Source organism: Paenarthrobacter sp. E2MeOHC11 (assembly GCF_058744955.1).
The window spans coordinates 798,278-823,108 of record NZ_CP196673.1 but is presented as its reverse complement, the minus strand read 5'-3'; the positions used below and the strand labels follow the sequence as shown (position 1 = coordinate 823,108).

Sequence of the window (24,831 nt, the reverse complement as noted above, 5' to 3'; positions counted from 1 at the left end):
ACGCTTGAAGAAGAAACCTCCCGGGCCCATTCTGTGGGCATCGGGAACAGGCGAAACCAAGGTGGTAATGATGCTGCTCTCAGTCCTGCAGGCGAACGCTTCCGTGATGGACGTTGAGGCGAACCTGCGCACAATCGACGACGCCGCGCAGCGCGCCGCCCACGCAGGGGCCGGGTTGCTCCTCACGCCGGAGTTGTTCCCCGTGGGATATGCCCCTCTGCGGCTGCACGCCGAACTGGACCCTGCCACTCTCCCGGACATTCGCGAACGCCTGGCTGACATTGCCCGCCGGCACAAGATCGGCCTGGTCTACAGCCTTCCGGCAGTGAGCCGGCAGGCAGCCGTCAACCAGCAAGAGACAGCGCACGACGACGTCGCGCAGCCAGCCGCCGCTGGCAACGGCTGGCACATCACGGCTACTTTGGTGGACGCCTCAGGCGCAGAGGTTCTCAACTACGCGAAGGTGCATCTCTTTGGGCCGGAAGAGCACAAGGCGTTCGTGGCCGCCCAAGAACCTCCCGCCGTCGTGGATTTCAACGGACTCCGTACGTCGATGCTGATCTGCTACGACGTTGAGTTCCCAGAAGCTGTGCGTGCCGCCGCCACGCGCGGCGCCGAACTCCTACTCGTCCCAACGGCCCTGTCCGCCGGGTTCGACAACGTGCCGCAAGTACTCATCCGAGCCCGTGCCCTGGAGAGCCAACTCAACGTGGCCTACGCCAACCACTCCGGACACGAGGATGTGTACACCTTCCTGGGTGGCAGCGTTGTGGCCGGTCCTGACGGCTCTCTACTGGCTGCCGCCGGGGAAGGTTCAGCTTTGCTGTTCGCCGAGGTAGGCGCGGAAGCGGTCAAAGCCGCGCGTGAGGAAGTCCCGTACCTTCGTGAGCGCAGGCCGGAACTGTACGGGCAATGGCAGGACAGGCAGGGCTAGGGGTCAACCTGAAGCAGGTGTACTTGCCGCCGCCATGCTAGTAGGCCTTTGACCAGGCTTCTGCCGTCGCCGAAAAGTGGCAACAAGAATATGGCGTGAAGGAAGAACCACCAGTGAAGTGCATAGTCAGGCAGCGCCAAGGCAACCGGGACCCCTGCGACACACGCCGCCAAGGGGCCGGCCAGGGCAATAAGTGCTGCCTGCCAACCCACGAGTCTTCCCATGGGAATGACTGAGAATCTCAGCAGTGTGCTCGCAAAGGTGACGTGGGTAATTCCCGGGGTCAGCTTGAGGCCGAGGACGTGGGAGCCCTCGTGAATCACAAAGCCGATCAGCAGGCAGGATGCATGGATCAGCAGCCAAAAGGCCGGTTGCAGAATCCCGGGAATCCCCGCCACCGCGGTGACTGCGCAGGCAGTGAAGCCGGCAGCCACTGCGGCGGCCGGAACGCGGACGGCCCAAACCAGGCTTTTGACGGCCACCATGACTTTGACCTCGTCAATGGGAACCGTGCTGAGATTCACCGCTGCTGTGCCTGCAGCAGTTGCTTTTTGCGGAGCTTGAGCTTTTCAAGGACTACAGTGACCGCCACGCAAAAAACGAAGAAGATGCCGAAGATGATCGCAATGGGTGTGCCGTCGGCGACCCCAATTTCCAAGGCCGTTGCGCCGCTGGCTTGCTCGTGGGCCTCGAAGAAGATGGCACCGAAAAGCCCAAATTTTCTGACGCCCACGTCCATAGTGGAAAACATGGCCATGATGAATCCTGCCACCACCATTGCCATGGTGATCACAAATGACACTGAAAATGCCGTGATAACTCTAAGAAGCCACTTCATGGCGTCGAATCCTTTCCATCCTCTGCATGCCGAGGATGCTGTACGTCACAACCAAGATATTTAGAACTGAGTAAACTACTGCGCTTATTGCCGGTTCGAGATTGAATACGTTGAGGCCGAGCGTGATCGTCAAGATGACGATAATGGCCAGCACCGCACCGACCAGAACAGTGAATGGGTTCCCCTTTTCCGGTGGAAACGCAATACCTATGAGGGTGGAGATAAGAATATTGCTGAGGCAGAATCCTGCTACGGGCAAACACGCAGAGAGCTCAATGCCTTGAGCAAGGCTGGCCGCGGTAACCGGAATCGCGACCGTAACCCAGAGGATTATCTGCGAGCCGAGGATGCTCGCGTAGTTCCTCCACGCGCTGACGTGCAGCACTGACATGCGCCGCAATGGTTCAGAATTTACATAGGCGTACACACCCTGAAATGTAATGAGAGCCAAAACATAGGGTGGAATGACAATGTGTTGCAGCCATGCAAACAGCGAAAACGCTAAGACGAAGATGACGGAAACTAGTGTTTCGAAGCTGCGGAACAGCACCAGCGTGTAGGCCCCCAGCCTCCACGTTGCAATCTCGGAAGGAAGCAAGATGATGAAGCGACGGAGGGGGACGTACGCTCCGGGAGCAGCGGCCACGATGCCGGCAATAACGGCCATGGAGGCTGCGGCAAAGCTCACCACCGCGAGCCACAATCCGAAGTTCTTTTCAAGTGTGGAGTACACCAGCAGCGGCGAACTGTAGTCACGCCCCTCGACGAAGCTCTCGGCAATCACCGCCGTCTGCTCATTCGTATAGGGGAACAGAACTGAGAGGCCTATCGCCAGGACAATCGGTACCAGTAGTCCTCGGAGCCGTGCCAGCCGCATGATGAGGAGGCTGCGTTCCAAGAGATAGTAGGCCAGGCTGAGGAGAAGATAAACAGTCGCTACCGGAAGCCAAATGGACACCGCAATCTTCGTAATGAAATCCGGGCCCTCAAGAAGCACCGTTGATATCGAGAATGCGCCGAAAACGAAAACCGTCATCACTGCCACCACCGATGCCTCGAACAAAGCGAAGGCAAGCGTTCGTTCCTTGTTGGTGGCAGGAAGGTGAAAGGACAACTTTAGAAGTTCATCCGCCTTCAAGAAGAGGACCCGTATCAGCGTGTACGCAATGAGGACCCAAAAACCCACCGAAACGTTGGCGATTGCGAGGACGGGTTCGAATAAATCAGTTCCACCGAGATACTGCCGCATCACCGTGTAGCTGAGAACATTGAATCCCGCAAATCCGAGCAGCACAATAAAGGCGCCAGCGATTCGCATTGCTCTCGAGGCCAGGAGTCCACGTCCCAGAACCTGCCGGAGAATGAATGTCCAAAATAGTCGAAACAACAGGACAATGCTTTCGAGCCGCATCTACTCGACTTCCATTGACTGGATGTACTCAGAAGCAAGGACCGAGAGGTTGCCATAGTCCTTGTTGACTGAACCCAGGTCCCCTTGGAAGACCAGGGCGCCTTGGATGAGGACGGTAACGTCATCGGCCACATTCTCAAGAACGTTGAAGTCATGGCTGCACAAGAGTACCGAGCGCCCATCGCTTGCGAGATTCCGGACGTCTTTTTCGAAGATCTTTACTGATTCGATGTCCACTCCATTGAGTGTCTCATCGATAACAGTGAGACGACGTTCCAGCATGAATGCGGCAATGAGCTGGAGTTTCTTGCGCATTCCATGGGAGTAGTCCTCAATGAGGTCACGGTGGCGACCACTCATTGAATAGCGGTCAAAGTGATGACCAAGGACATTCAGATCGAGCGGTTCAGTGTAGAGACCATGCATGAATCGAAGGTATTCTTCACCGGTTAGGAACTCGGGCAGGTAATCATTGCTCGAGAGGTACATTGCAGACATTTTCGCACTGCGACTGGAATTCCTGTGCCCGTTGATGTGGACGCTGCCACCCTGCATTTGCAGTAGGCCCAAAATCACCTTTATGAGGGTTGACTTGCCTGATCCGTTGGGACCGATAAGACCCATGATTCTGTTTCCGGAAATGCTGAGTGAGACGTCATGCAGGACTTGCTTCTGAAAGTTGTACGCATAATCGATGTGGTCGACAGTAAGGGGCATTGGGCTTTGGCTCCATGATCTGGCTGTGGTGGCATCGCACGACGATGCCACCACCGCGGTTATCTGACGACTAGACGCACTCCACCCAGACGGAAACGCCCCACTGGCTCCAACTCCAGTTGCCGACGAACCGTCCACGGCCGGACGTCAGGCACCAGATGGCCATGGCGCCCAGAATCGCGAATGCGAGGACCATAAGAACAGCGAGCAGGACGAGGAACCAACCGTCGTAACGAATGACCATATGGTCGATTTTGCTCCTGATTGCGGCCACGGTGCTGGTGGCCTGTACTGCTGTTGTAGCGAGCATATTTCCCCCTCGGAAATGATGATCTGTACGGCGCCGATGAGATTCGGCACCCACGAGGAGGCTAGACACCTTGAGCAGCCCCCTAGCCGCCCGACAGCCAAAATAGGTGCCAATAGCGCCGAAAATGAGTGGTGAAAACCGCTTGCACAGAAGAATTCGGTGTCATCTAGGTGGTGCCCGCCAGATCCGTGGAGTCCACCAGCTCGTCCACGTACTGCAACGCGAACCACAACTCAGCACGCACCTGCGCCTGGTTGAGGTCCATGTCCAGCAGTTCGCCGAGCACGCCGATCTGCCGCCGCACACTGTTTCTGTGCAATCCCAGCAGCTTGGCGGAACCGTCCCAACTGCCGTTTTCGCTGAGCCATCCCCGCAGCACGCTCAACAGCGGGTCCCGCCGATCAGCTTCCAACGCGAGCACGGGCGCCAGGAGCCGCTCGGCCAGCAGGGTTCCCGCCTCGCGCCCCAAAAGTCCGGCAACGGACCACGTCACCTCATCCAGGCGGGCGCTCTTGCCGGTGGTAACAACTCGACTCCGAAGCGAACTAGCTCGCTGGTAGGCGGCCGTAAGACCGGTGAGTTCCGCGGGTTCGCCGATCACCAGGCGCCACCCGAGTTTCTCAACATCGGCCAGCAGGGAGTCATCCACCTTCAGCCGTGTGATCGCAGCGAAGCCGTACTCGGTGATCTCTACGAGCTTGGTGTCGAACAGCCTCCGCCACTGCAGCAGCTCGCGGACGGGCCCGTCGTCGGCAGCACCGTCCACCCTGACGCCTTGAACCACTCGCATCTGTGCCGAGCGGGTGGAGGAGAGACTCTGCGCCACCAGGTCCTTCAGCCCGTTGACATGCTTGGTCCCGCCGGAGGTTATCGAATCCGGATGCAGCAGAACCGCCGTAGCCAACTGGCTCGGAGCAAGCGAACCGCTGGTCCGCTGCCGCACCAGCAGCTCCAGCAACCCCACAGCCGACTGCACCACGTTGTTCTGGGCCGGCGTCAGTGGCGTATCCGAGCCGAGGATCAGTGCACCCAAGTTCGCGTCCTTGGTGCTGCGCAGAGGATGACCGAACACCAATGCCGATCCCGGCTGGTCAAAACCGTCCATCTCCACCCGCGGACCGCTGCCGGACAACAGCCGCTCCAGCATCGGCGCCAACAAAGAATGCTCGACGCCGGTGCTGCCGCCGGCATGGTGCCCGGAGGCTCCCTGCCCGCCGGTGTTGTGCCCGCGCGCCCGGACCCGCCCGTCCGCGCCAACAAGGACAGCCCACACAGGCACCCGTTGAACCAGGGCCGCGAGCAGTTCGTGCTCGGGCCTGGGGGAGAGGACCGCCCGCATGAGCTGTCGGTTGGTGTCGGCCAGTTGCCGGAAGACCCTCGCGTTGTCCGATTCCAGGAGTTGGGAGAATTCCAGCCCGATCGCCGCGAACGGCAGTGATTCCGGAACTTCGAACAAGGTGAGGTTGTGCCGGCGGCAGGCATCCACCAAAGCGTCGGGAACGGCGTCGAAATAGGGCCTGATCCCGAAGCCCAGCGCCGCCACCTTCGCATCCACCAGCCGCTGGACGTAGGCATCCACCTTCGCCGCCGAGCCACCTTTCCCAAGGAAAGGCAGCCCGGCGGTCAGGAGGAACTCACCCTCCGGCAGGTATGGCGTGGGGTCCTCAAGCTCACTGGGCTCCACCCACCGGAGCAGCGAGGCGCCGCTGCCGCCGTCGTGAAGTAGTTTCAACTCCGGCGGCAGCTGCTCCAGGAACTGTTCGAGCGTGACGAAGCTCAGGCGGGCGGTGGCGGGCTCAGGCGACATTGCCCTGCCCGGCGGCGGCCGGCTCCTGGTAGTCGGGGCACCGGTAAGCAGTAGTTGCGTACGCCCGGGGGAGTCGGGGCGCGATCCTGTTGATGATCTCGTCCCCGTGACTGCCTATTGCGGCACCCCAGTCATCCGCGCTCGCCGCCCCTGTAGACGGGTCGCCGAACAACACGGCGGTATCGCCGACGTCGATTCCTGCAGCATCCGGTCCCAGATCCACCATGAACTGATCCATGCACACCTTGCCGATCACGGGCACGCTGCGTCCTCCAACGTTCACCACGGAGCGGCCGCTGATGCCCTTGGGGATGCCGTCCGCATAGCCGAGCGGGATGAGGCCGAGGAACCGAGGTTCGTAGGTGATGGCCTGGTGTTCGTAGCTCACGCCGGTGCCGGCCGGAACTTTCTTGACCATGACCAGCGGCGCCGTCACGCTGAGCGCGGGGCGCAGTCCGAAGTCCGCAGGGTCCAGGTGATCAGCGGGAGCGAGGCCATAAATGGCGAGCCCTGCGCGGACCATGTCGAAGTGGAATTCCGGCCGGTCCAGGATGTTCGCCGAGCTGGAAACGTGCCGGAGTTCGGGGCTAAGCCCCGCTTCGTGTGCCTCACGGACGGCGTCCTCGAACTCGGCCACGGCGGTGGCGTTTCCTGGATGTGCGGGGACGTCGGCCCAGGCCAGGTGGGTCCAGAGGCCTCGAACGCGAAGGGTCCCGTCCAGTTCGGCTTGGCGCGCCCGGGCTACGAGTTCGGCCCAATCTTCTTTGCGCGCGCCGCCGCGGCTCAGGCCGCTGTCCAGTTCCAGATGCACGACGGCGGGACGGCCTAGGCGTCCTGCGATACCTTCCAGCACCTCCAGTTGACCTACGCTCCCGAGGGACACGTCGACGTCGTTTTCGAGTGCTTCCAGAATGGTGGCGCTTGTCTGGGATGCCAGATACAGCCACGAAAGGATGGGCACTGTGATCCCGGCCTGCCGCAGCGTGATGGCTTCGGTGAGCTGGGCGGTTCCCAGCCAGTCAGCCCCTGCATCCACAGCGGTTTGCGCCACTTCCACCAGTCCGTGGCCGTACGCGTTTCCCTTCACCACGGCCATGAAATACGGGGCTTCGGTGCGCTTCTTAAGGGCTATGACATTGTCTGAAATCGCGGACAGGTCCACGGTGACCTGTCCCGACAGGGCTGCCGGGGCAGCCGCTTGATAGTGTGCATTACGTCTCATGGTTGAACACTATAGGTCATTTTGCACCGCGGTGAGAGGTGGCTCACATGCCAGTCTTGTGGAGGGGAAATCGAAACTACTTTGAAGGGACGTCAAGGGTGACTGTGCCTGTGAACACCAAAAACCCAGCGGCGGTGAGCGTCACGAGGCCGAGCCTCGGAGCCCAGCTTCTGCGCCGCAAACCCATTGGCCAGATGGTCAGCGAGGCTGGAAGCAGCGAAGGCGGTACGCCGCTGGTCCGCAGCTTCGGCGTCCTCCAGCTGACCATGATCAGCGTTGGCGCCACCCTCGGTACCGGCATCCTGGTCATCCTTGGCGAGTCCGTGCCGCTGGCAGGGCCGGCGATTTGGATCTCCTTCGTCATCGCCGGCCTGGCAGCCCTCTTGTCGGCGGTTTCGTACGCCGAGATGGCCGGCCTGGTCCCGGTGGCAGGATCCAGCTACTCCTACTCCTACGCCACCATGGGCGAGGGCATGGCCTGGATCTGTGGTTGGTGCCTGGTGCTGGAGTACGCAGTCTCCGTGGCGGCTGTTGCCGTGGGCGCGGGGCAGTACGTCAACGAGACGTTGGCGGCGTTTGGACAGTTCCTGCCCGACGCAGTGAGCCAACCGCCCGGCGACGGCGGCGTAGTAAACCTCCCCGCGATGGTCATCGTGGTGCTGGCCATGGTCCTGCTGGTGCGCGGTGCACGGGAGAGCGCATGGATCAACACGGCCATTGTCATCATCAAGGTGGGCATTCTGATCTTCTTCTGCGCCGTGGCCTTCACCGCCTTCACCGCAGGTAACTTCGAGCCACTCCTGCCAATGGGCGCCGCCGGTGTTTCAGCTGCCGCGTCCAGCGTCTTCTTCTCTTACATCGGCTTCGATGCCGCCTCCACGGCCGGCGAAGAAGCCAAGAACCCCAAGCGTGACCTGCCGCGGGCCATCATGCTCTCCATGGTGATCGTCACCAGCATCTACGTCCTGGTTGCCGTCGCAGCCATCGGTGCCCGCCCCTGGGACTGGTTCGACGGTACGGAAGCTGCCCTGGTGCAGATCCTGCACGAGATCACCGGCCAGCCGTGGATCGCCTTGGTCTTCTCCATCGGCGCTGTGCTTGCGATCGCCAGCATTGTGCTGACGGTTCTCTACGGCCAGACCCGCATCATGCTCTCCATGTCCCGCGACGGCATGGTGCCCAAAGTCTTCGGCCGCGTTTCCCGCCGTACCGGCACTCCGGTGGCCGGGACGCTGATCATTGGCACCGCCGTCGCCCTCACCGCAGGCTTGGTCCCGCTTGGTGCGCTGGCGGATGCCACCAGCATCGGCACGCTCTTCGCCTTCGCCCTGGTCAACGTGGCAGTCATCTACCTGAGGCGCAACCGGCCCGACCTTGAACGCAGCTTCCGGGTCCCGTTGTACCCGATCACGCCGATCCTGGGCACACTCATGTGCGCCTACCTGATGCTCAACCTCGGCGCCGATACCTGGATCACCTTCGGCGTGTGGATGCTGGTGGGCATCGCCATCTACTTCGGCTACGGACGCCGGAACTCAAAGGTAGCCGCGCTCAGCGAGCAGGACTACCGTGAACTAACCACCAGGGCCGTGAGCCCGGAACCTGTGAAAGCAGAAAACTCATGACCATCGCCACTGAACTTCCGCTCGTCGAAGCCCCCGCGGACGCGGCCGCCCAAGCACCCATCACCATGCTGAACCCGGACTTTCCCTTCAGCTATGACCACTATCTGGCGCACCCGGACGGCTTGGGCTCAGTCCCCGAGGAGCTCTACGGCACGGAGGTGGCCATCATCGGCGCCGGCCTGTCCGGGCTGGTCACTGCGTATGAACTCATGAAGCTCGGCCTCAAGCCGGTCATCTACGAGGCCGACCAAATCGGTGGGCGACTCCGGACGGCCAGCTTCCCCTCGGCTCCCGGCGTCGTGGCGGACCTTGGCGGCATGCGGTTCCCGGTGTCCGGCAAGGCCTTCTACCACTACGTGGACCTGCTCGGCTTGAACACGAACGAGTTCCCCAACCCCATGGCGCCGGCAACGTCCAGCACCGTGATCGAGCTGGCGGGCAAGAAGCACTACGCCACGACGGCCGAGGAACTTCCTGAGTTCTTCCGCGAAGTGGCAGAGGCCTGGAAGGCGGCAGTCAACGACGGCGCAGCCTTCGCCGAAATGCAGGAAGCCATCAAGGCCCGTGACACCAAGCGGATCAAGGAACTCTGGAACGCGCTGCTCCCGGAGCTCGACGAACAGACCTTCTACGGCTTCATCGCGGCCAGCAAGTCCTTCAAGGAAGCGGGCTTCGCGCACCGAGAGGCCTTCGGGCAAGTGGGTTTCGGCACCGGCGGCTGGGACACCGACTTCCCCAACTCCATCCTCGAAATCCTCCGCGTGGTCTACACCGACGCGGACGACCAGCACCGCTCCATCGCGGGAGGAGCGCAAAGGCTCCCCGAGGCACTCTGGAACCACGCGCCGTCGAACCTTACTTACTGGCCGGAAGGCACCTCGCTGGCGTCACTGCACTCCGGATCGCCCCGCGGTGCCGTGGACAACATCCGCCGCGCAGAGAACGGCGACCTCCTGGTCCGCGAAAACTGGGGTCGCGAAGCCACTTACCAGGCCGTGGTGACCACGTGCCAGTCCTGGCTGCTGTCCACGCGCATCCACACGGAGGAAGCGCTGTTCCCGGCAGAGCTGTGGACCGCTATCGAGCGCTCGCACTACATGCAGTCATCCAAGACGTTCGTGATGGTGGACCGGCCGTTCTGGAAGGACATCGACCCGGAGACCGGGCGGGAAGTCCTGTCCATGACGCTCACCGACCGCCTCAACCGGGCAACGTACTTGCTCGACGACGGCCCGGACAAGCCCGCTGTCATGCTCCTGTCCTACACGTGGAACGATGACGCGCTGAAGTGGCTGGCCCTGAGTGCTGAGGAGCGGGTCAAGCTGATGCTGCATTCGCTGCAGCAGATCTACCCGGGTGTGGACATCGCCAGCCACATCGTTGGGCAGCCGATCACTGTGTCGTGGGAGGCCGACCCCAACTTCATGGGCGCCTTCAAGGCCAACCTGCCGGGCCATTACCGGTACCAGCAGCGTCTGTTCACACACTTCAAGCAGGATCAGCTGCCGGAGAGCCAGCGTGGCATCTTCCTCGCCGGGGATGATGTTTCCTTCACCGCCGGTTGGGCAGAGGGTGCCGTGACCACCGGCCTCAACGCAGTGTGGGGCGTGGTGAACCACCTGGGTGGCTCCTCCGTTGCCGGGAACCCGGGACCGGGTGACCTGCTGGACGAACTGGGCCCGATTTCCCTGGACTGATCCCGGCCAGGCCTCGCGCATTCAGCGTTTATGCGTGCATTTCCCGGTGCGCCGCCGCGAGTTCCTTGTAGTGGGCTGCGTTGTGCTTCACGCCCTCGAATTCCTCGTCCGTGAGTTCACGGCGGACCTTGGCGGGAACTCCGGCCACGAGGGAGCGGGGCGGAATGATTGTGCCTTCCAGGACCACGGCGCCGGCGGCAATGAGCGAGCCCGTGCCAATCACTGCGCCGTTGAGGATGGTGGCGCTCATGCCGATCAGGCAGTCGTCCTCCACAGTGCAGCCGTGGACCACGGCGCTGTGCCCCACGGAGACGCGCTCGCCGACGCTGCACGGGAAGCCAGGGTCAGCGTGCAGGACCACATTGTCCTGGAGGTTGGAACCGGCGCCGACGTTGATGGCGGCTGTGTCTGCGCGGACGGAGACGCCGTAGAAGGCGCTGGAGTCCTGGGCCAATGTTGCCTTGCCGATGATGGACGCAGTGGGCGCAACGAAGGCGGATTCATGGATGGCCGGGGTGTCTCCGGCGAAAGTGTATGAGGGGGCCATGGAGCCAGCCTACTTCCCAAGTAGGTCGCAGTTGGGTGCGGGGGTGCGGAGGACCAGGAATTGGTAGTGCTGGACCCAGTTGCCCGCGCCGGGACCGGACTCCGCTCCCACACCCTCAGGCCACGTCCGGAAATGCTCGATCGAGCCGTGCTCACCAAAGATCCGGCGCACGGTGTCGTCACTGCGGCGGCTGAAGAACCGCCGCGGTTCGTCGAGGTCCTCCGGGTTGAGGACCTCGCAGTCCTCACCTGACCAGAGCCCGACGGCGATTGGCGCACCAGGTGCGGCGACCCGCGCCAGTTCGCGGACGACGTCGTGAATTCCGCTGTTGGGGACATGAAGCAGAGTGCTCATGGTCCACACGGCTGAGAACACGGAATCCGCAAACGGCAGGCCGCGCCCGCTCGCAACCGACGCCTCCAGCCCGGCCGAGCACGCCACATGAACGCTCTCCGAGGACAAGTCCACGCCGGTGTAGTGCAGCCCTGCCCGGACAAACTCCACGCCCTCAACACCCGTGCCGCATCCGAGCTCGAACAATGAATGCCGGTGTTCGGTCTTCAGCAGCTGGATGAACCACTCCCGGCACTGAACCCGATGCGGCGTCAGCGCGCGGGTGTTCCGGACCGGAGCCTGGCGGTCGTAGAAGGCGGCCAGGTCTGCTTCGTGGTCGGCCTCGGGAATGCCGTGCATACCCTCAGCTTAGGAGTGGCGCTAGTTGAACACCACGGTCCGGGTGCCGTCCAGGAGCACGCGGTGTTCGGCATGCCACTGAACTGCTTGGGTCAGCGTACGGCCCTCAACATCGCGGCCCATCTGGACAAACTGTGCAGCCGTACGGGCGTGGTCAACGCGGATGACTTCCTGCTCGATGATCGGCCCCTCGTCCAGGTCCGCCGTCACATAGTGGGCGGTGGCGCCGATGATCTTCACACCGCGGGCGTGGGCCTGGTGGTAGGGCTTGGCGCCCTTGAAGGAGGGAAGGAACGAGTGGTGGATGTTGATGGCTTTGCCGTTCAACTCCGTGCAGAGATCGTTGGAGAGGACCTGCATGTACCGGGCCAGGACGGTCAGCTCCACGTCGTGTTCGGCGATGAGCTTCAGGAGCTCCGCCTCGGCCTGCGGCTTGGTTTCCGGCGTCACGGGGATGTGGTGGAACGGAATGCCGTAGAACTCCGCCAGCGACTCAAGGTCCCGGTGGTTGGACACGATGGCCGGCACGTCGATGGGCAGGGTGCCGGTGCGCTGCTGGAACAGGAGGTCGTTCAGGCAGTGCGCGTCCTTGGAGCACAGGATGATGGTGCGGACCTTTTCGCCAACAGGATTGATCTGCCAGGTCATACCGAACGATTCGGCTACAGGACGCAGCGCGGTGGCCAGCTCGTCCTGCGAGGACGACGTCGATGCCTCCACGCGCATGAAAAAGTTGCCTGTGCTGGGGCTTCCGTACTGCTGGGAATCGGCGATATTGCAGCCGGCCTCCAGCAGGGCTCCGGCTACCGCGTGGACGATGCCGGGGCGGTCGGGGCAGGAAAGTGTTACTACGAAAGCGGTGGATTCAGTCACACGATCAAGCCTACCTGTGCTGCGTTGTTGTACTGTTAACGGGTCGCAACTGGCGTTGGGTGGACTACCACCAGGGAGCGGCAATCATGAAGACCACGGATCGTACGCCTGGGCCGAGGGTCATGTCTTACCGCTGCACGCACGTGACCGATCCCTCCGTCAAAAAAGGGGCGCGGGAATGCTGCTGCCGGTAGCCTGACCTGTAGCACCACCCGTTGCCTAGCCAGGAGATTTCCGTGACTACCACAACCACTTCCGCGTCTGTCAGCAACCAGTCGCTCGCCGATCTCGATCCCGAGATCGCAGCAGTCCTCAACCAGGAACTTGGCCGCCAGCGCGGCACCCTGGAAATGATTGCGTCCGAAAACTTTGCGCCCCGCGCGGTGATGGAAGCCCAGGGCTCCGTCCTGACCAACAAGTACGCCGAGGGCTACCCGGGCCGCCGCTACTACGGCGGTTGTGAATACGTCGACGTCGCTGAGCAGCTCGCCATCGACCGCGTCAAGGAACTGTTCGGCGCGGAGTACGCCAACGTCCAGCCGCACTCCGGCGCCCAGGCAAACGCTGCAGCACTGTCCGCCATGATCACCCCGGGCGATAAGATTCTTGGTCTTTCCCTGGCACACGGCGGTCACCTGACCCACGGCATGAAGCTCAACTTCTCCGGCAAGCTCTACAACGTAGCTGCCTACCAGGTTGAAGAAGACAACTTCCGCATTGACATGGACAAGCTCCGCGAGCAGGCCATCGCTGAGAAGCCGCAGGTCATCATCGCCGGCTGGTCCGCGTACCCCCGCCACCTCGACTTTGCTGCCTTCCGCTCCATCGCGGACGAAGTTGGCGCACTCCTGTGGACGGACATGGCGCACTTCGCCGGTCTGGTTGCAGCCGGTCTGCACCCGAGCCCGGTCCCGTACTCCGACGTCGTCACCTCCACGGTCCACAAGACCCTCGCAGGTCCGCGTTCCGGTGTGATCCTTGGCAAGCAGGAGTGGGCCAAGAAGCTCAACTCCAGCGTCTTCCCGGGCCAGCAGGGCGGGCCGCTCATGCACGTGATCGCCGCCAAGGCTGTCGCTTTCAAGATCGCCGGCGGCGAAGAGTTCAAGGCGCGCCAGGAGCGTGTCCTCGAGGGTGCCAAGATCATCGCTGACCGCCTGAACCAGTCCGATGTTGCCGAGGCCGGAGTTTCGGTCCTGACCGGCGGCACCGACGTTCACTTGGTCCTGGTTGACCTCCGCAACTCGCAGCTGGATGGTCAGCAGGCCGAAGACCTCCTGCACTCGGCGGGCATCACTGTGAACCGCAACTCTGTTCCGTTCGATCCCCGCCCGCCGATGGTCACCTCCGGCCTCCGCATCGGTACGCCTGCCCTGGCTACCCGCGGGTTCGGTGCCACCGAGTTCACCGAGGTTGCCGAGATCATCGCCACCGCGCTCAAGGCAGGCTCCGCCGCCGACGTCGAGTCCCTCCAGGCACGCGTCGACAAACTGGCTGCCGACTTCCCGCTGTACCCGCAGCACGAGCAGTGGTAAACGGCCTCGCTGCTAAAGCATCACCCGGGCACTGAACCGGAGCCTACGGGATCCGCCGCCACACCTACGGCGGCGGGTCCCGTTGGCATGAGCCTGTCAAAGGCTTTCGAACATAGGTCACCCACCAGAAAGAGCAGATGGAATGACACAGTCCACCGCACAGATCCTTGACGGCAAGGCCACCGCCGCAGCCATCAAGGCAGAACTGACCACTCGCGTTTCCGTCCTGGCCGCCAAGGGAATCGTCCCCGGCCTGGGCACCATCCTGGTGGGCTCGGACCCCGGCAGTACCTGGTACGTCGGCGGCAAGCACAAGGACTGCGCCGAGGTTGGCATCCAGTCCATCCGCCGCGACCTCCCCGAGGACATCAGCCAGGAAGACCTCCTGGAGGTTGTCCGCGAGCTCAACGACAACCCCGAATGCACCGGCTACATCGTGCAGCTTCCGCTTCCCAAGCACATTGACCAGGACGTCATCCTGGAAGCCATGGACCCGGACAAGGACGCCGACGGCCTGCACCCCATGAACCTTGGCCGCCTGGTGGCCAACGTGAACGGCGAGATGAAGTCCCCGCTGCCCTGCACGCCCAAGGGCTGTGTGGAATTGCTCCGCCGCCACAACATCGAACTCAAGGGCAAGCGTGTCCTGGTGGTTGGCCGCGGCGTCACCATCGGCCGCCCCATCGGCCTCCTGTTGACCCGCAAGGAAGTCAACGCCACGGTCATCCTGGCGCACACGGGAACGGTGGACCTGCCCGCAGAACTCAAGCAGGCCGACGTCGTGATCGCCGCCGCCGGCGTGCCGCACATGATCAAGGCTGAAGACCTCAAGCCGGGCGCAATCGTGCTCGACGTCGGCGTCAGCCGCGTGGACGATGGCAACGGTAAGGCGGTTGTCACCGGAGACGTGGATCCGGCCGCTGCCGACGTCGCCGCCTGGCTGTCCCCGAACCCGGGCGGCGTGGGTCCGATGACCCGTGCCATGCTGCTCGCTAACGTCGTGGAGAGCGCAGAGCGCCAGGCAGGCATCGCCTAGGTTCACACGCGCTAAACGAGAGGGCTCTTGCAACAGTATGTGCAAGAGCCCTTTCACATGTCGGTGGGCGCTACTAGTCTGCTGAGGGTGCACAATGAAGCAACCCGCTCTGAAACACAAGCCGAATCGTCGAGAACCAGCGTCGACATGAACCGACCAACCGTCATCAGCGCGCGGAACCTCACCAAAACCTATGGTGAGCTCACCGCCGTGGACAACATCTCCTTTGACGTACCTGCGGGGGAGTCCTTCGGGCTGCTGGGCCCCAATGGTGCGGGTAAGTCCACCACCATGAAGATGATCGGTGGCGTCTCCCAGCGCACGTCCGGCTCGTTGACCATCATGGGGCTGGATCCTGAATCGCATGGTCCCGAGGTCAGGGCACACCTTGGAGTGGTTCCGCAGCAGGACAACCTCGACGAAGAGCTCAAAGTCCGTGAAAACCTGATCGTCTACGGGCGTTACTTCGGCCTGCCTCTGAGTTACCTGCGACCGAAAGCCGACGAACTCCTGGAATTCGCGCAGCTGACGGACAAAGCCAACTCCAAGGTGGACGCGCTCTCCGGCGGCATGAAGCGGCGGCTCACCATCGCCCGGTCGCTCATCAACGAGCCCCGGATCCTGCTCCTGGACGAGCCCACCACGGGCCTTGATCCGCAGGCCCGGCACATCCTCTGGGACCGGCTGTTCCGGCTGAAGGAAAGCGGAGTCACGCTCATCCTCACCACGCACTACATGGACGAGGCCGAGCAACTCTGCGACCGCCTGATCGTGGTGGACAAGGGCAAGATCATGGCAGAGGGATCTCCGGCCAACCTCATCCGCGAGCACTCCTCGCGCGAAGTACTCGAGCTCAGGTTCGGGTCCGAGCGGAACGCCACCATCGGCGTCGAACTTCAAGGCATCGGCGAGAGGTTGGAGACGCTGCCTGACCGCGTGCTGATCTACGCGCACGACGGCGAGGCCGCACTGGAGCAGGTCAGTGCCCGCGGGCTGCGCCCGGTGACGTCGCTGGTGCGCCGCTCATCGCTGGAGGACGTGTTCCTGCGGCTGACCGGTAGGAGCCTCGTTGACTGACCCGGCGAACAAGCCGATCACGACGGCGGAGCGCCCGTTGCGGGCCCACTCACCGGAGGTTTCGGCTGCCCGGGCGCGACGCTGGGGCGCCTTCTTTTATGCGGAGCAGGTCCTCCGCGTCATGCGGAACTACGGCTGGTCCGTGGTCCTGTACAGCGTGGGTCAGCCGGTGGCGTACCTGTTCGCCATGGGAGTTGGGCTCGCCAGCTTGGTGGATGCGAACAGTGAAGCCACGTTTGGCGGTGTCAGCTACCTGGAGTTCGTGGCGCCGGCTTTGCTGGTCTCCGCAGCCGTGATGACGGCGTCGGGGGAGTTTTCCTACCCCATCATGGACGGCTTCAAATGGCGACGGGTGTTCTACGGTCCGCATGCCTCGCCGCTGATTCCCGAGCAAATTGCCAGTGGCCACATCATGGCCAGCACCCTCAGGTTCCTCCTGCAATCGGTGGTGTACTTCGTGGTGGTGGCACTTTTTGGTGCTTCGCCAAGCCCTTGGGGCTGGGTATCGGCCATTGTGGCGACGGTGGCGGCACTGTCCTTCGGGCTGCCGCTCATGGCCTATGCCGCCAGCATCAAACAGGACAAGGGACAGTTCGCGTTGGTGCAGCGCTTCATTGTCATGCCGCTGTTCCTGTTCTCGGGGACGTTCTTCCCCCTCGATTCGTTGCCCATAGCGGTCCGTTGGATCGGCTGGATTTCGCCAGTGTGGCACGGAACCGAACTGGGGCGGGTCTTCACCTATGGAATGGACCAAGACCCTGTGTTGACCATCATCCACGTAGTCTTCCTGCTGGTGACCGCTACCGTAGGGTGGCTGCTTGTCCGGCGCCAGTTCGTGAAAAGGATGGGCTCATGAGTGTCCTGACAGGTGGCCACAGCGTTACGGATCTTGCCCGTGAGCGCAAGTTTGGCTCGCTGTACTCACGCAATGCCAAGGCAGTGGTGGGCCGTGGGCTGATGGCGGCCAAGAGCAGCACCTGGCTGGTGATGGTTTCCGGGTTCTTTGAGCCCGTGCTGTTCCTGCTGGCGATGGGCGTGGGCATGGGTTCCATGGTGGGCACAGTGCAGGGTCCGGGCGGCGAGGAGATCAGCTACGCGGCCTACATTGCCCCGGCGCTGTTGGCGGTCTCGGCCATGAACGGGGCCATTTACGACTCCACGTGGAACGTCTTCTTCAAGATGAACTTCGCCAAGCTCTACCAGGGCATGCTCTATACGTCCCTGGGGCCGCTGGACGTTGCCATCGGCGAGATCTTCCTGGCCCTCCTGCGCGGGCTGCTCTATGCCACCGGATTCACGGCCGTCATGGGGGTAATGGGGTTGCTCACCAGTTGGTGGGCCATCCTGGTCATTCCAGCATCGGTGCTGATCGCCTTCGGGTTCGCGAGCTTCGGGATGGGCATCACCAGCTTCATGAAGACCTTCCAGCAGATGGACTGGATCAACTTCTTCCTGCTGCCCATGTTCCTTTTCAGTGCCACGTTCTACCCTCTCAGCGTCTACCCGCAGGTGATCCAGTGGTTCATCCAGGCCATGCCCCTGTGGCACGGCGTGGAGCTGCTGCGGCAGATCAGCGTGGGCTCGTTCAGCCCGGCCACCGCCATCCACGTGGGCTACTACCTGGTGATGATCGCGCTCGGCATCATGCTGACCACCGGAAGGCTGCGCCAACTGTTCCTGAAGTGATGGAGTTTTTGTACAGCTAATGCCCTGAAAGCGGCATCTTGGGGGCGTTAGCTGTACAAAAACCCGGGGCTTGGGGGCCGATGTTCGCCGTCCGTGGAAGCGGGCACGGGCACCTTTGTGCGTTTGAGAGAATAGGTTCATGCAATCTCTCGGTGACCCGCACCCGTCCACGTCCCCCGCCGGTAAAGGCATGTTCAAGGGCTTCCGCATCGGCGGCCTGGGGATGACCGTCGTCATCATCGCCTTCCTGGTAGCTGTCATTTTCGCTGCCAACCAGAACGATGTTGTGGGCTGGGTCGTGGCAGTAGTGGCATTCGGTTGGTTGGCTCTTGCCACGTTCGTCGTGCTGAGCATTCGCAAGGCCGCGCAGCGTGCCGGTGCAAAGTTGACCGAAGCGCAGAACGCCTTTAACGCCGCAGCAGGCCGCGCGCCGTCGTCGTCCGCGGCCGACAGCGGCGGCACGCGCGTCGTTGCCGAGCGCAGCAAGGCAGACGAGGTCCGGGACCTCAAACTGGACCATTCGTTCAAGATCGTCCAGGTTCAGGTCCGCGTGGTGGATGAGGAACGCGCCAAGGGCGGCGCCGCGGACCAGGACACCATCAACCGCGCACTGGAAACCATTGCCATTACGGCCACCAATGCGCGCGACATGATCAAGTCATCCGGCGGCTCGGACGAGCCCGTAGCCGGCACCATCATCGACTAGAGTGGACCGGGTGAGTACGGCATTGAAGAAGGACTTCCTTCGCATCGCATCAGTTAACGTCAACGGCCTCAGGGCTGCCTACAAGAACGGCATGGCGGAATGGCTGGAGCCACGCGAGGTAGACATTCTTTGCCTGCAGGAAGTCCGGGCACCTGATGACATCGTCAGGAAGCTGATCGGCGACGGCTGGCACATCCTCCACTCCGAAGCTGAAGCCAAGGGCCGCGCCGGGGTCGCCATTGCTTCCCGTGAGGAACCGACTGCCACCCGCGTTGGCATCGGCGACGATTACTTCGATACATCCGGTCGCTGGGTTGAAGCCGACTACACCGTGAACAACGGCGCCGGTGAACCCGCCACCCTCACCGTCGTCAGTGCTTACGTGCACTCCGGAGAGGTGGGGACACCCAAGCAGGACGACAAGTTCCGCTTCCTCGACGCCATGACCGTACGCCTGCCTGAGCTTGCCAAGCACAGCGACCACGCCTTGGTCGTGGGAGACCTCAACGTCGGACACACTGAACTCGACATCAAGAACTGGAAGGGCAACGTTAAGCGTGCCGGCTTCCTCCCGGAGGAGCGCGCGTACTTTGACCGCTTCCTCGGCGAAGAAATCGGATGGAGGGATGTCCACAGGGGCCTGGCAGGAAATGTCGCCGGCCCCTACACCTGGTGGTCCCAGCGCGGTAAGGCCTTTGACACTGACACAGGCTGGCGCATCGACTACCACCTGGCCACACCGGATCTCGCAGCCGCTGCTTTCTCTGCTGTAGTGGACCGGGCGCCATCGTGGGACACCCGCTTCTCCGACCACGCACCGCTGGTAGTCGACTACCGGCTCTAAGCTCCCTAAGGTTTTCCTCCATGACTAGTTCCACCACGACTGAAACTGGCGCCGCTGCTGCTGTGACCGAACCCCAGCCCGCAACGTCCACCAAGCTGCCCGTTGGCGCCAAGCACCGTGTCCTGTCCGGCATGCAGCCTTCCGCCGACTCCTTGCACTTGGGCAACTACCTGGGCGCCCTGGTCAACTGGGTCCGGATGCAGGACGAGTACGACGCCGTGTACTTCATCCCGGATTTGCACGCCATCACCGTGCCGCAGGACCCTGCCGAACTTGCGCGACGCACCCGGGTTACAGCTGCCCAGTACATCGCCGGCGGTGTGGACGTGGACAAGTGCACCCTGTTCGTCCAGTCCCAAGTACCAGAGCACGCCCAGTTGGCGTGGGTCCTGAACTGCATCACCGGCATGGGTGAAGCCGGCAGGATGACCCAGTTCAAGGACAAAGCACAGAAGCAGGGCTCTGACCACGCCAGCGTTGGCCTGTTCACGTACCCGATCCTGCAGGCCGCCGACATCCTCCTCTACCAGCCGCATGGCGTGCCGGTAGGCGAAGACCAGCGCCAGCACGTGGAGCTCAGCCGGGACCTGGCCAACCGCTTCAACAGCCGGTTCGGGGAGACCTTCCAAGTTCCCGAGGCCTTCATCCAGAAGGAATCCGCGAAGATCTACGATCTCCAGAACCCCACTGCCAAGATGTCCAAGTCCGCGGAATCACCGGCCGGCCTGATCAACCTCCTGGATGATCCCAAGACTGTGGCCAAGCGGATCAAGTCCGCCGTGACCGACACTGAAACCGAGATCCGCTACGACCGCGAGAACAAGCCGGGCGTTTCCAACCTGCTGACCATCTACTCGGCCATCAGCGGAACGCCGGTGGAGAAGATCGTGGCCGACTACCAGGGCAAGATGTACGGCCACCTCAAGGTTGATCTTGCCGAACTCGTCTCGGAACACCTGGCACCCATCCGGGAGCGAGCCAACGAACTCCTGGCCGATCCCGCAGAACTGGACCGGCTCTTGGCCCTCGGAGCGGACAAGGCACGCGACATTGCCTCAGCCACCCTGGCCGATGTGTATGCCAAGGTCGGTTTCCTGCCCTACCGCGGCGATGCACACCGCGACTTGGGAGTCCGCTAACTCCATGTGCTCCGCTGGCCAGCTCAACGTCAAGACCGATGCCCGCAAGGGTGTCGGTCCGGACCACTCTCGCCAGCCCGCTGTCACCGGCACCGATTGCGGTGCCGGTGACACTATGTGCGTGGGTGTCATCCTTGGTTTCCCCCCGGAGATCGCCCGTGAACTGCAGGAATGGCGGGCCTCTTTCGGTGATCCGATGGCCGAGGTCATTCCTGCCCACATCACGCTGATCACCACCACACCCACCCAGGACTGGGCCGCTACCCGGGAACATGTGCGGGAGGTGGCGCGGACACAGGAGCCGTTCGACATCACCATTTCGGGCACCGGTTCGTTCCGGCCTGTCTCACCGGTGGTGTTCGTCAACGTGGAAGAAGGCTTTGAAGAGTGCGTGCAGTTGCACGAGAAACTTCAAACCGGTCCGCTCGAGCGCTTGCTGCCTTTCCCGTACCACCCGCACGTCACGGTGGCGCACGATGTAGCCCAGGAAAACCTTGACGAGGCCGAAACGGTCCTCAGAGATTACCGGGCGACCTTCCCTGTGGTTAGCATGGGACTTTACGAGCACGACACCAACGGAATTTGGCAGCTACGGGAAGAGCTCGACTTTGGCGGCGATACTGACGAAGAACAACAAGCGGATTCACGCCATGGAGGCGGACGCTCCTCCGCTGCCAACTGAGCTGGCCAAGCTCAAATTACAACTTCTGCGCAAGAGGCAGGACTGGGGCCAGGCCAAGCGCGCCGGCGAGGGGCTGCCGAAGAAGGCAGGAGCATTCTTCGCCCTGTTCATGGCCAGGCTGAACACCAACCGCGCCATGCGCTCCTTCCAGCACTATTCACGGCAGCACGGGCCGCTGCTGAGTGCAGGTATCGGCTTCAACATGTTCTTCTCCGTCACAGGTCTGCTGACCACCGGCTTCGCCATTGCGGGCATCGTCCTGGGCGGCAATCCGGTGCTGGAAGATGCCGTGATCGGAAGCGTGGCCTCCGCTGCGCCCGGACTTCTCCAAGTAAACGGCGGCGAGGGGCTGGTAGATCCGCAGTCACTGCTTAATCCGTCCGGGCTCGGTTGGACCGCATTGATCGCAGCGGCCATTACCATCTTCACGTCGCTTGGCTGGATAGCCAGTGTCAGGGAAGGCCTACGGGGAGTGATGAACGCTGATCCACTCCAGCGCAACGGCCTCCTCCAGAAACTCATCGACGCCGGCACCCTCCTGCTCCTGGGTGTCATCCTGGTCATCAGCGCCGGGGCCTCCCTGATTTTTGGCACCGCCGCCGACTGGCTCATCGGCCTGCTGAAGCTGGACGAAGCGGTGGCCGCCCCCATCGCGGCCACCGTCAAGATCGTGGTGCCACTCCTGCTGAACTGCGCGACGGCGGCAGTCCTGTTCCGCATTGCCGGTGGCCTTAAGCTGGGGAAACGTGCCCTGCTTGAAGGCGTCGTGCTTGCCGGCGTCGGGACCACCGTGCTTCAGTTCTTCAGCACCGAACTCCTGGCCAGGTCCGGAAACAACCCCGTCCTGGCATCCTTCGCCATCATCATCGGCCTGCTGATCTGGTTCAACCTGGTGAGCCAGGTGTATCTCGTCTCGGCGTCGTGGTCAGCCATCCGCGAGGCTGACACGGAGTCGGGGGAGCTCCCCCGCAAGAGGGTCCTTGGTTCCCGCCGCTCGGCGCCCCGTACCTGACGGTTCCAGTCCTGGAGGCCCCATGAACAACCAACTGTGGATCGGCTGCCTCCTGGGGGCTGCCGTGGGCCTCATCGTTGGCCAACTGGTTTTCAATTCCCCGTTCCTGGGCATCCTTATCGGGGTGGGGCTCGGGGCGCTTGTGGGGGCAGCGGTGGGACCCCGCCGCGGATAGCCGGCAGGGTCCCCGGAACCACCCTAGGGCGCCTGCACCAGCCCTTCCCACGCAACGGTCCAGTCCGACGGGAATCCGGGGGCATGCCGCTCCGGCCCGTTGTCCCAGCCTGCCGCCATCAGTGCGACGGCGGCCAGAAGCCCTCCGTTTCCGGGGAGGTAGAGCGGCAGGGAATCGGTTTGCCGGTTGTGTCCGTTGATGAGGACCGTGTTCTTGCCGGCGCTTAGAAGGAGCGCGTCCACGGCTGCCTCGGGGTCCTCCAGCCGCGCAGCGGTCATGGCCATCACGGGATAGTCCCAGCCCCAGGTGCTGCCCCAGTCCCAGTCGGCCAGGACGCCGGACAGGGTGGCGCGCATGATGTCCGGATCAATGAGGTCGGTCTGCGGGAGGACTCCGAGGGCGCACAACATGGAGGGGTGGTCGGTGCGGATGGTGAAAGGCTCCACGTCGATCGCAGCGTAGACGCCGTCGATCACGCGAGGTGGCACCATGCCATCTGCTACGTCGGACCATTCCGGCACGGGTTCCAGGCCCAGCCGCTCGCGCCACGCAGCCGCCGTTCGCAGGCCCCACTGCCAGTAGGCCAACTCAAACGTCGGGTTGGTGACCTTGGCCCGGATGGAGCCGTAGCTTTCCTGTGCTGGAATCAGGGGTGGTCCCAGCTCGAATCCCCGCGATGTTGGGTGGGCAAAGCTGGCCATGAAGGCAGCTGACTCAAACACGATCTCGGCGAACTCTTCCAGGACTTCGCGGTTGGGGTTGGCCCGGTACAGCAATTCGGCCAGGTGGATGGGGTGTGGCTGTTGCCAAATGAGGAACGTCCCGATCGGACTGGGGCTCTCCCTTCCGTCGGGCCCTACCTGCTTGGGCCAGCGGACGCCCTCGAAGCCTTGGGCCTTGGCGGTCTGGCGGGAGGTCTCCAGCACCGTGGAGTACCACCGCAAGGATGGCAGGAGCAGTTCCACGCGGTTCCAGTGCGCGAAGTGCGCGGCGTGCCACCAGTGCATTTCAAGATGAAAGCGGCCACGCCACGAATTGCAGACAAGCCCGGTCTCCTGTGGAGGCAACGAGCCTGAGCAATTGATTGCCGTCAGGTACTGGGACAGCACGATCCTGCGCTCCAACTCCTTTGCCCGCGGATCGGCGGTCGCGTCGAGCTCGATTGCCCCACCCGAGGACCAGAACTCCGGCCAGTAGGCGGCGGATGCTTCGATGACTGAACGTGCAGGTGAAAGTTCGACGTCGTTACCGGCCTTCGCGGAGCCGTCCGGCTGCTGGGCGTGGTTGGCTGGCCTGTTGTTGCCTCTGGGGATGCAGTCACCATCACCTGCGGAAAGGAACGCAACGGAGAAGTCCAGTACGGCGTCTCTGGCCGGAGTTCCGGGCGAGGCCGGGGCAATGTGGAGGTGGTGGAGATCGGCCTGTTCCACAGCCAGGCTCTGACCGGTGATCACCACCTTGTAGCGGGAATCGTCCAGGTCGCGGTGGGCGGTCCATGCTGCGGATCCGTGGTGTCCCACTGGCGACGGTCCACTGAGCGTCGTGGTGTGGGCATCCGATCGTGTCCAGTCCGCGGCGTCGTGCCACGCCTCAGAGCCGTACGGGAAGCTGAAGCCGACAACCAGACCAGCACCAAGCGCCGACGACTCCACCCGGAAGCCGAGCTGATCGCGGTCGGGGTGGCACGCCGTCGTAACCGTCACTGAGTGGCCCGCCAGCGTGAAGCGACTGGTGACGACCCCCGTCCACAGGTCCAGTGTTTGTTCGGTGCCGGCGATGTCTGCTGCTGTGAGGGGGCGTTCAGTGCCGTCTTCCATCCAGCGGAAGCCGATGCGCCCAAGGTCCAGCCGATGGGCGTTGGCCCTTAGCCAGGTTTCAGCCAACGACGTATCCGTCTCGCGATCGTTGACGATGTCTCCCACCATGTCCACGTAGGGCACGGGACCACGGGGTGAATCGTAGAGGACAGTGGAAGCGGCCAGGTCATAAGGCTGCTCCGATGGGACCGAGTGCCAACCCCACTGGGTTTGCGTACCCAGCAGCGTTCCCGGTGGCAGCTCGTCGCGGGCGCCAACAGGGTAGGCGCCGGGCAACGACTGCAGCCCCGTGAGATCCATGGTGAAGGCGAATTCTCCGTTGCCCACGGACACTGGGCTCCGGGGGTCAAGGTGTTCCTGCCGGACGTTGTGGCGCCGCACGAGGACCTTGCGGTCGATGGCTGCGGGGGATTGCGGACTAGGTATGGTGCTTTGGCTGTGCACTGTGCAC

Annotated in this window: 25 protein-coding genes and 1 riboswitch; of the genes, 14 read left to right on the top strand and 11 right to left on the bottom strand. The window is 62.8% G+C overall.

Going from position 1 to position 24,831, the window contains the following annotated elements; translation table 11 throughout:
- Positions 1 to 67: 67 nt before the first annotated feature.
- Positions 68 to 934 (top strand): carbon-nitrogen hydrolase family protein, encoded by an 867-nt coding sequence (locus ACSSVG_RS03765; protein WP_253467146.1) that lies wholly within the window; start codon positions 68 to 70, stop codon positions 932 to 934.
- Here the strand turns inward: ACSSVG_RS03765 and ACSSVG_RS03760 are convergent.
- The 7 genes from ACSSVG_RS03760 to alr all read right to left on the bottom strand — a co-directional run bounded on the left by ACSSVG_RS03760 (position 931) and on the right by alr (position 7,239).
- On the bottom strand, positions 931 to 1,458 hold the full coding sequence (locus tag ACSSVG_RS03760) for a hypothetical protein (RefSeq protein ID WP_231341124.1): 528 nt from the start codon (positions 1,456 to 1,458) through the stop codon (positions 931 to 933). The genes ACSSVG_RS03765 and ACSSVG_RS03760 overlap by 4 nt on opposite strands.
- Positions 1,455 to 1,772 (bottom strand): hypothetical protein, encoded by a 318-nt coding sequence (locus ACSSVG_RS03755; protein WP_231341125.1) that lies wholly within the window; start codon positions 1,770 to 1,772, stop codon positions 1,455 to 1,457. Before ACSSVG_RS03755 ends, ACSSVG_RS03760 begins: the two co-directional genes overlap by 4 nt.
- Positions 1,756 to 3,183, bottom strand: a complete 1,428-nt coding sequence (locus tag ACSSVG_RS03750) for a hypothetical protein (protein ID WP_492417358.1) — start codon at positions 3,181 to 3,183, stop codon at positions 1,756 to 1,758. The genes ACSSVG_RS03755 and ACSSVG_RS03750 overlap by 17 nt, the downstream gene beginning before the upstream one ends.
- Positions 3,184 to 3,900, bottom strand: a complete 717-nt coding sequence (locus tag ACSSVG_RS03745; RefSeq protein WP_231341127.1) for an ATP-binding cassette domain-containing protein — start codon at positions 3,898 to 3,900, stop codon at positions 3,184 to 3,186.
- Between the two features lie 70 nt (positions 3,901 to 3,970).
- Positions 3,971 to 4,210, bottom strand: a complete 240-nt coding sequence (locus ACSSVG_RS03740) for a hypothetical protein (RefSeq protein WP_105693113.1) — start codon at positions 4,208 to 4,210, stop codon at positions 3,971 to 3,973.
- Between the two features lie 166 nt (positions 4,211 to 4,376).
- A complete protein-coding gene (locus ACSSVG_RS03735; RefSeq protein WP_492417356.1) occupies positions 4,377 to 6,017 on the bottom strand; it encodes a PucR family transcriptional regulator in 1,641 nt (546 codons plus the stop codon).
- On the bottom strand, positions 6,007 to 7,239 hold the full coding sequence (alr, locus tag ACSSVG_RS03730; RefSeq protein ID WP_253467158.1) for an alanine racemase: 1,233 nt from the start codon (positions 7,237 to 7,239) through the stop codon (positions 6,007 to 6,009). The genes ACSSVG_RS03735 and alr overlap by 11 nt, the downstream gene beginning before the upstream one ends.
- A 194-nt stretch (positions 7,240 to 7,433) precedes the next feature.
- Between alr and ACSSVG_RS03725 the strand changes: the two genes are divergently transcribed.
- Entirely contained in the window at positions 7,434 to 8,864 is a 1,431-nt protein-coding gene (locus tag ACSSVG_RS03725) for an amino acid permease (protein ID WP_492419135.1), read from the top strand.
- On the top strand, positions 8,861 to 10,561 hold the full coding sequence (locus ACSSVG_RS03720) for a flavin monoamine oxidase family protein (RefSeq protein ID WP_253467162.1): 1,701 nt from the start codon (positions 8,861 to 8,863) through the stop codon (positions 10,559 to 10,561). Before ACSSVG_RS03725 ends, ACSSVG_RS03720 begins: the two co-directional genes overlap by 4 nt.
- A gap of 28 nt (positions 10,562 to 10,589) precedes the next feature.
- Here the strand turns inward: ACSSVG_RS03720 and ACSSVG_RS03715 are convergent, their stop codons facing one another.
- Genes ACSSVG_RS03715 through purU form a run of 3 tightly spaced genes read right to left on the bottom strand, consistent with a single transcriptional unit; the run spans position 10,590 to position 12,674 of the window.
- Complete coding sequence (locus ACSSVG_RS03715) at positions 10,590 to 11,108, bottom strand: gamma carbonic anhydrase family protein (protein ID WP_231341132.1); 519 nt, start codon at positions 11,106 to 11,108, stop codon at positions 10,590 to 10,592.
- Positions 11,109 to 11,117: 9 nt separating this feature from the next.
- A complete protein-coding gene (locus ACSSVG_RS03710; protein ID WP_492417353.1) occupies positions 11,118 to 11,801 on the bottom strand; it encodes a class I SAM-dependent methyltransferase in 684 nt (227 codons plus the stop codon).
- Between the two features lie 21 nt (positions 11,802 to 11,822).
- Entirely contained in the window at positions 11,823 to 12,674 is an 852-nt protein-coding gene (purU, locus tag ACSSVG_RS03705; protein WP_231341134.1) for a formyltetrahydrofolate deformylase, read from the bottom strand.
- A 35-nt stretch (positions 12,675 to 12,709) separates the two neighbouring features.
- Positions 12,710 to 12,795, top strand: a riboswitch (ZMP/ZTP riboswitch).
- Between the two features lie 115 nt (positions 12,796 to 12,910).
- On the opposite strand from purU, the gene glyA reads away from it, so the two are divergent.
- The 11 genes from glyA (at position 12,911) to ACSSVG_RS03650 (ending at position 22,563) form a co-directional block, all read left to right on the top strand.
- Positions 12,911 to 14,206, top strand: coding sequence for a serine hydroxymethyltransferase (gene glyA, locus ACSSVG_RS03700; protein WP_492417351.1), 1,296 nt, complete (start codon positions 12,911 to 12,913; stop codon positions 14,204 to 14,206).
- A gap of 142 nt (positions 14,207 to 14,348) precedes the next feature.
- Complete coding sequence (locus ACSSVG_RS03695) at positions 14,349 to 15,242, top strand: bifunctional methylenetetrahydrofolate dehydrogenase/methenyltetrahydrofolate cyclohydrolase (protein ID WP_091466032.1); 894 nt, start codon at positions 14,349 to 14,351, stop codon at positions 15,240 to 15,242.
- 147 nt (positions 15,243 to 15,389) lie between these two features.
- Complete coding sequence (locus ACSSVG_RS03690; protein WP_492417349.1) at positions 15,390 to 16,319, top strand: ABC transporter ATP-binding protein; 930 nt, start codon at positions 15,390 to 15,392, stop codon at positions 16,317 to 16,319.
- Positions 16,312 to 17,175, top strand: coding sequence for an ABC transporter permease (locus ACSSVG_RS03685; RefSeq protein ID WP_492417347.1), 864 nt, complete (start codon positions 16,312 to 16,314; stop codon positions 17,173 to 17,175). Before ACSSVG_RS03690 ends, ACSSVG_RS03685 begins: the two co-directional genes overlap by 8 nt.
- A complete protein-coding gene (locus ACSSVG_RS03680) occupies positions 17,172 to 18,005 on the top strand; it encodes an ABC transporter permease (protein ID WP_492417345.1) in 834 nt (277 codons plus the stop codon). The genes ACSSVG_RS03685 and ACSSVG_RS03680 overlap by 4 nt, the downstream gene beginning before the upstream one ends.
- A gap of 139 nt (positions 18,006 to 18,144) precedes the next feature.
- Positions 18,145 to 18,711 carry a hypothetical protein gene (locus ACSSVG_RS03675; protein ID WP_231341139.1) on the top strand — a complete coding sequence of 189 codons (567 nt, stop codon included), beginning with the start codon at positions 18,145 to 18,147 and terminating at the stop codon, positions 18,709 to 18,711.
- A gap of 10 nt (positions 18,712 to 18,721) precedes the next feature.
- Positions 18,722 to 19,555 carry an exodeoxyribonuclease III gene (locus ACSSVG_RS03670; RefSeq protein ID WP_231341140.1) on the top strand — a complete coding sequence of 278 codons (834 nt, stop codon included), beginning with the start codon at positions 18,722 to 18,724 and terminating at the stop codon, positions 19,553 to 19,555.
- A 20-nt stretch (positions 19,556 to 19,575) separates the two neighbouring features.
- On the top strand, positions 19,576 to 20,694 hold the full coding sequence (trpS, locus tag ACSSVG_RS03665) for a tryptophan--tRNA ligase (protein WP_492417342.1): 1,119 nt from the start codon (positions 19,576 to 19,578) through the stop codon (positions 20,692 to 20,694).
- Positions 20,695 to 20,698: 4 nt separating this feature from the next.
- A complete protein-coding gene (locus tag ACSSVG_RS03660; RefSeq protein WP_231341142.1) occupies positions 20,699 to 21,376 on the top strand; it encodes a 2'-5' RNA ligase family protein in 678 nt (225 codons plus the stop codon).
- Complete coding sequence (locus ACSSVG_RS03655; protein WP_492417340.1) at positions 21,303 to 22,388, top strand: YihY/virulence factor BrkB family protein; 1,086 nt, start codon at positions 21,303 to 21,305, stop codon at positions 22,386 to 22,388. Before ACSSVG_RS03660 ends, ACSSVG_RS03655 begins: the two co-directional genes overlap by 74 nt.
- 22 nt (positions 22,389 to 22,410) lie before the next feature.
- The gene (locus ACSSVG_RS03650) at positions 22,411 to 22,563 is read left to right on the top strand and encodes a YMGG-like glycine zipper-containing protein (protein ID WP_159698106.1); all 153 of its coding nucleotides are present in this window, start codon (positions 22,411 to 22,413) and stop codon (positions 22,561 to 22,563) included.
- Between the two features lie 23 nt (positions 22,564 to 22,586).
- On the opposite strand, the gene ACSSVG_RS03645 is transcribed toward ACSSVG_RS03650, so the two are convergent.
- Positions 22,587 to 24,824 (bottom strand): glycoside hydrolase family 95 protein, encoded by a 2,238-nt coding sequence (locus ACSSVG_RS03645; protein WP_492419133.1) that lies wholly within the window; start codon positions 24,822 to 24,824, stop codon positions 22,587 to 22,589.
- Between the last annotated feature and the right edge of the window lie 7 nt (positions 24,825 to 24,831).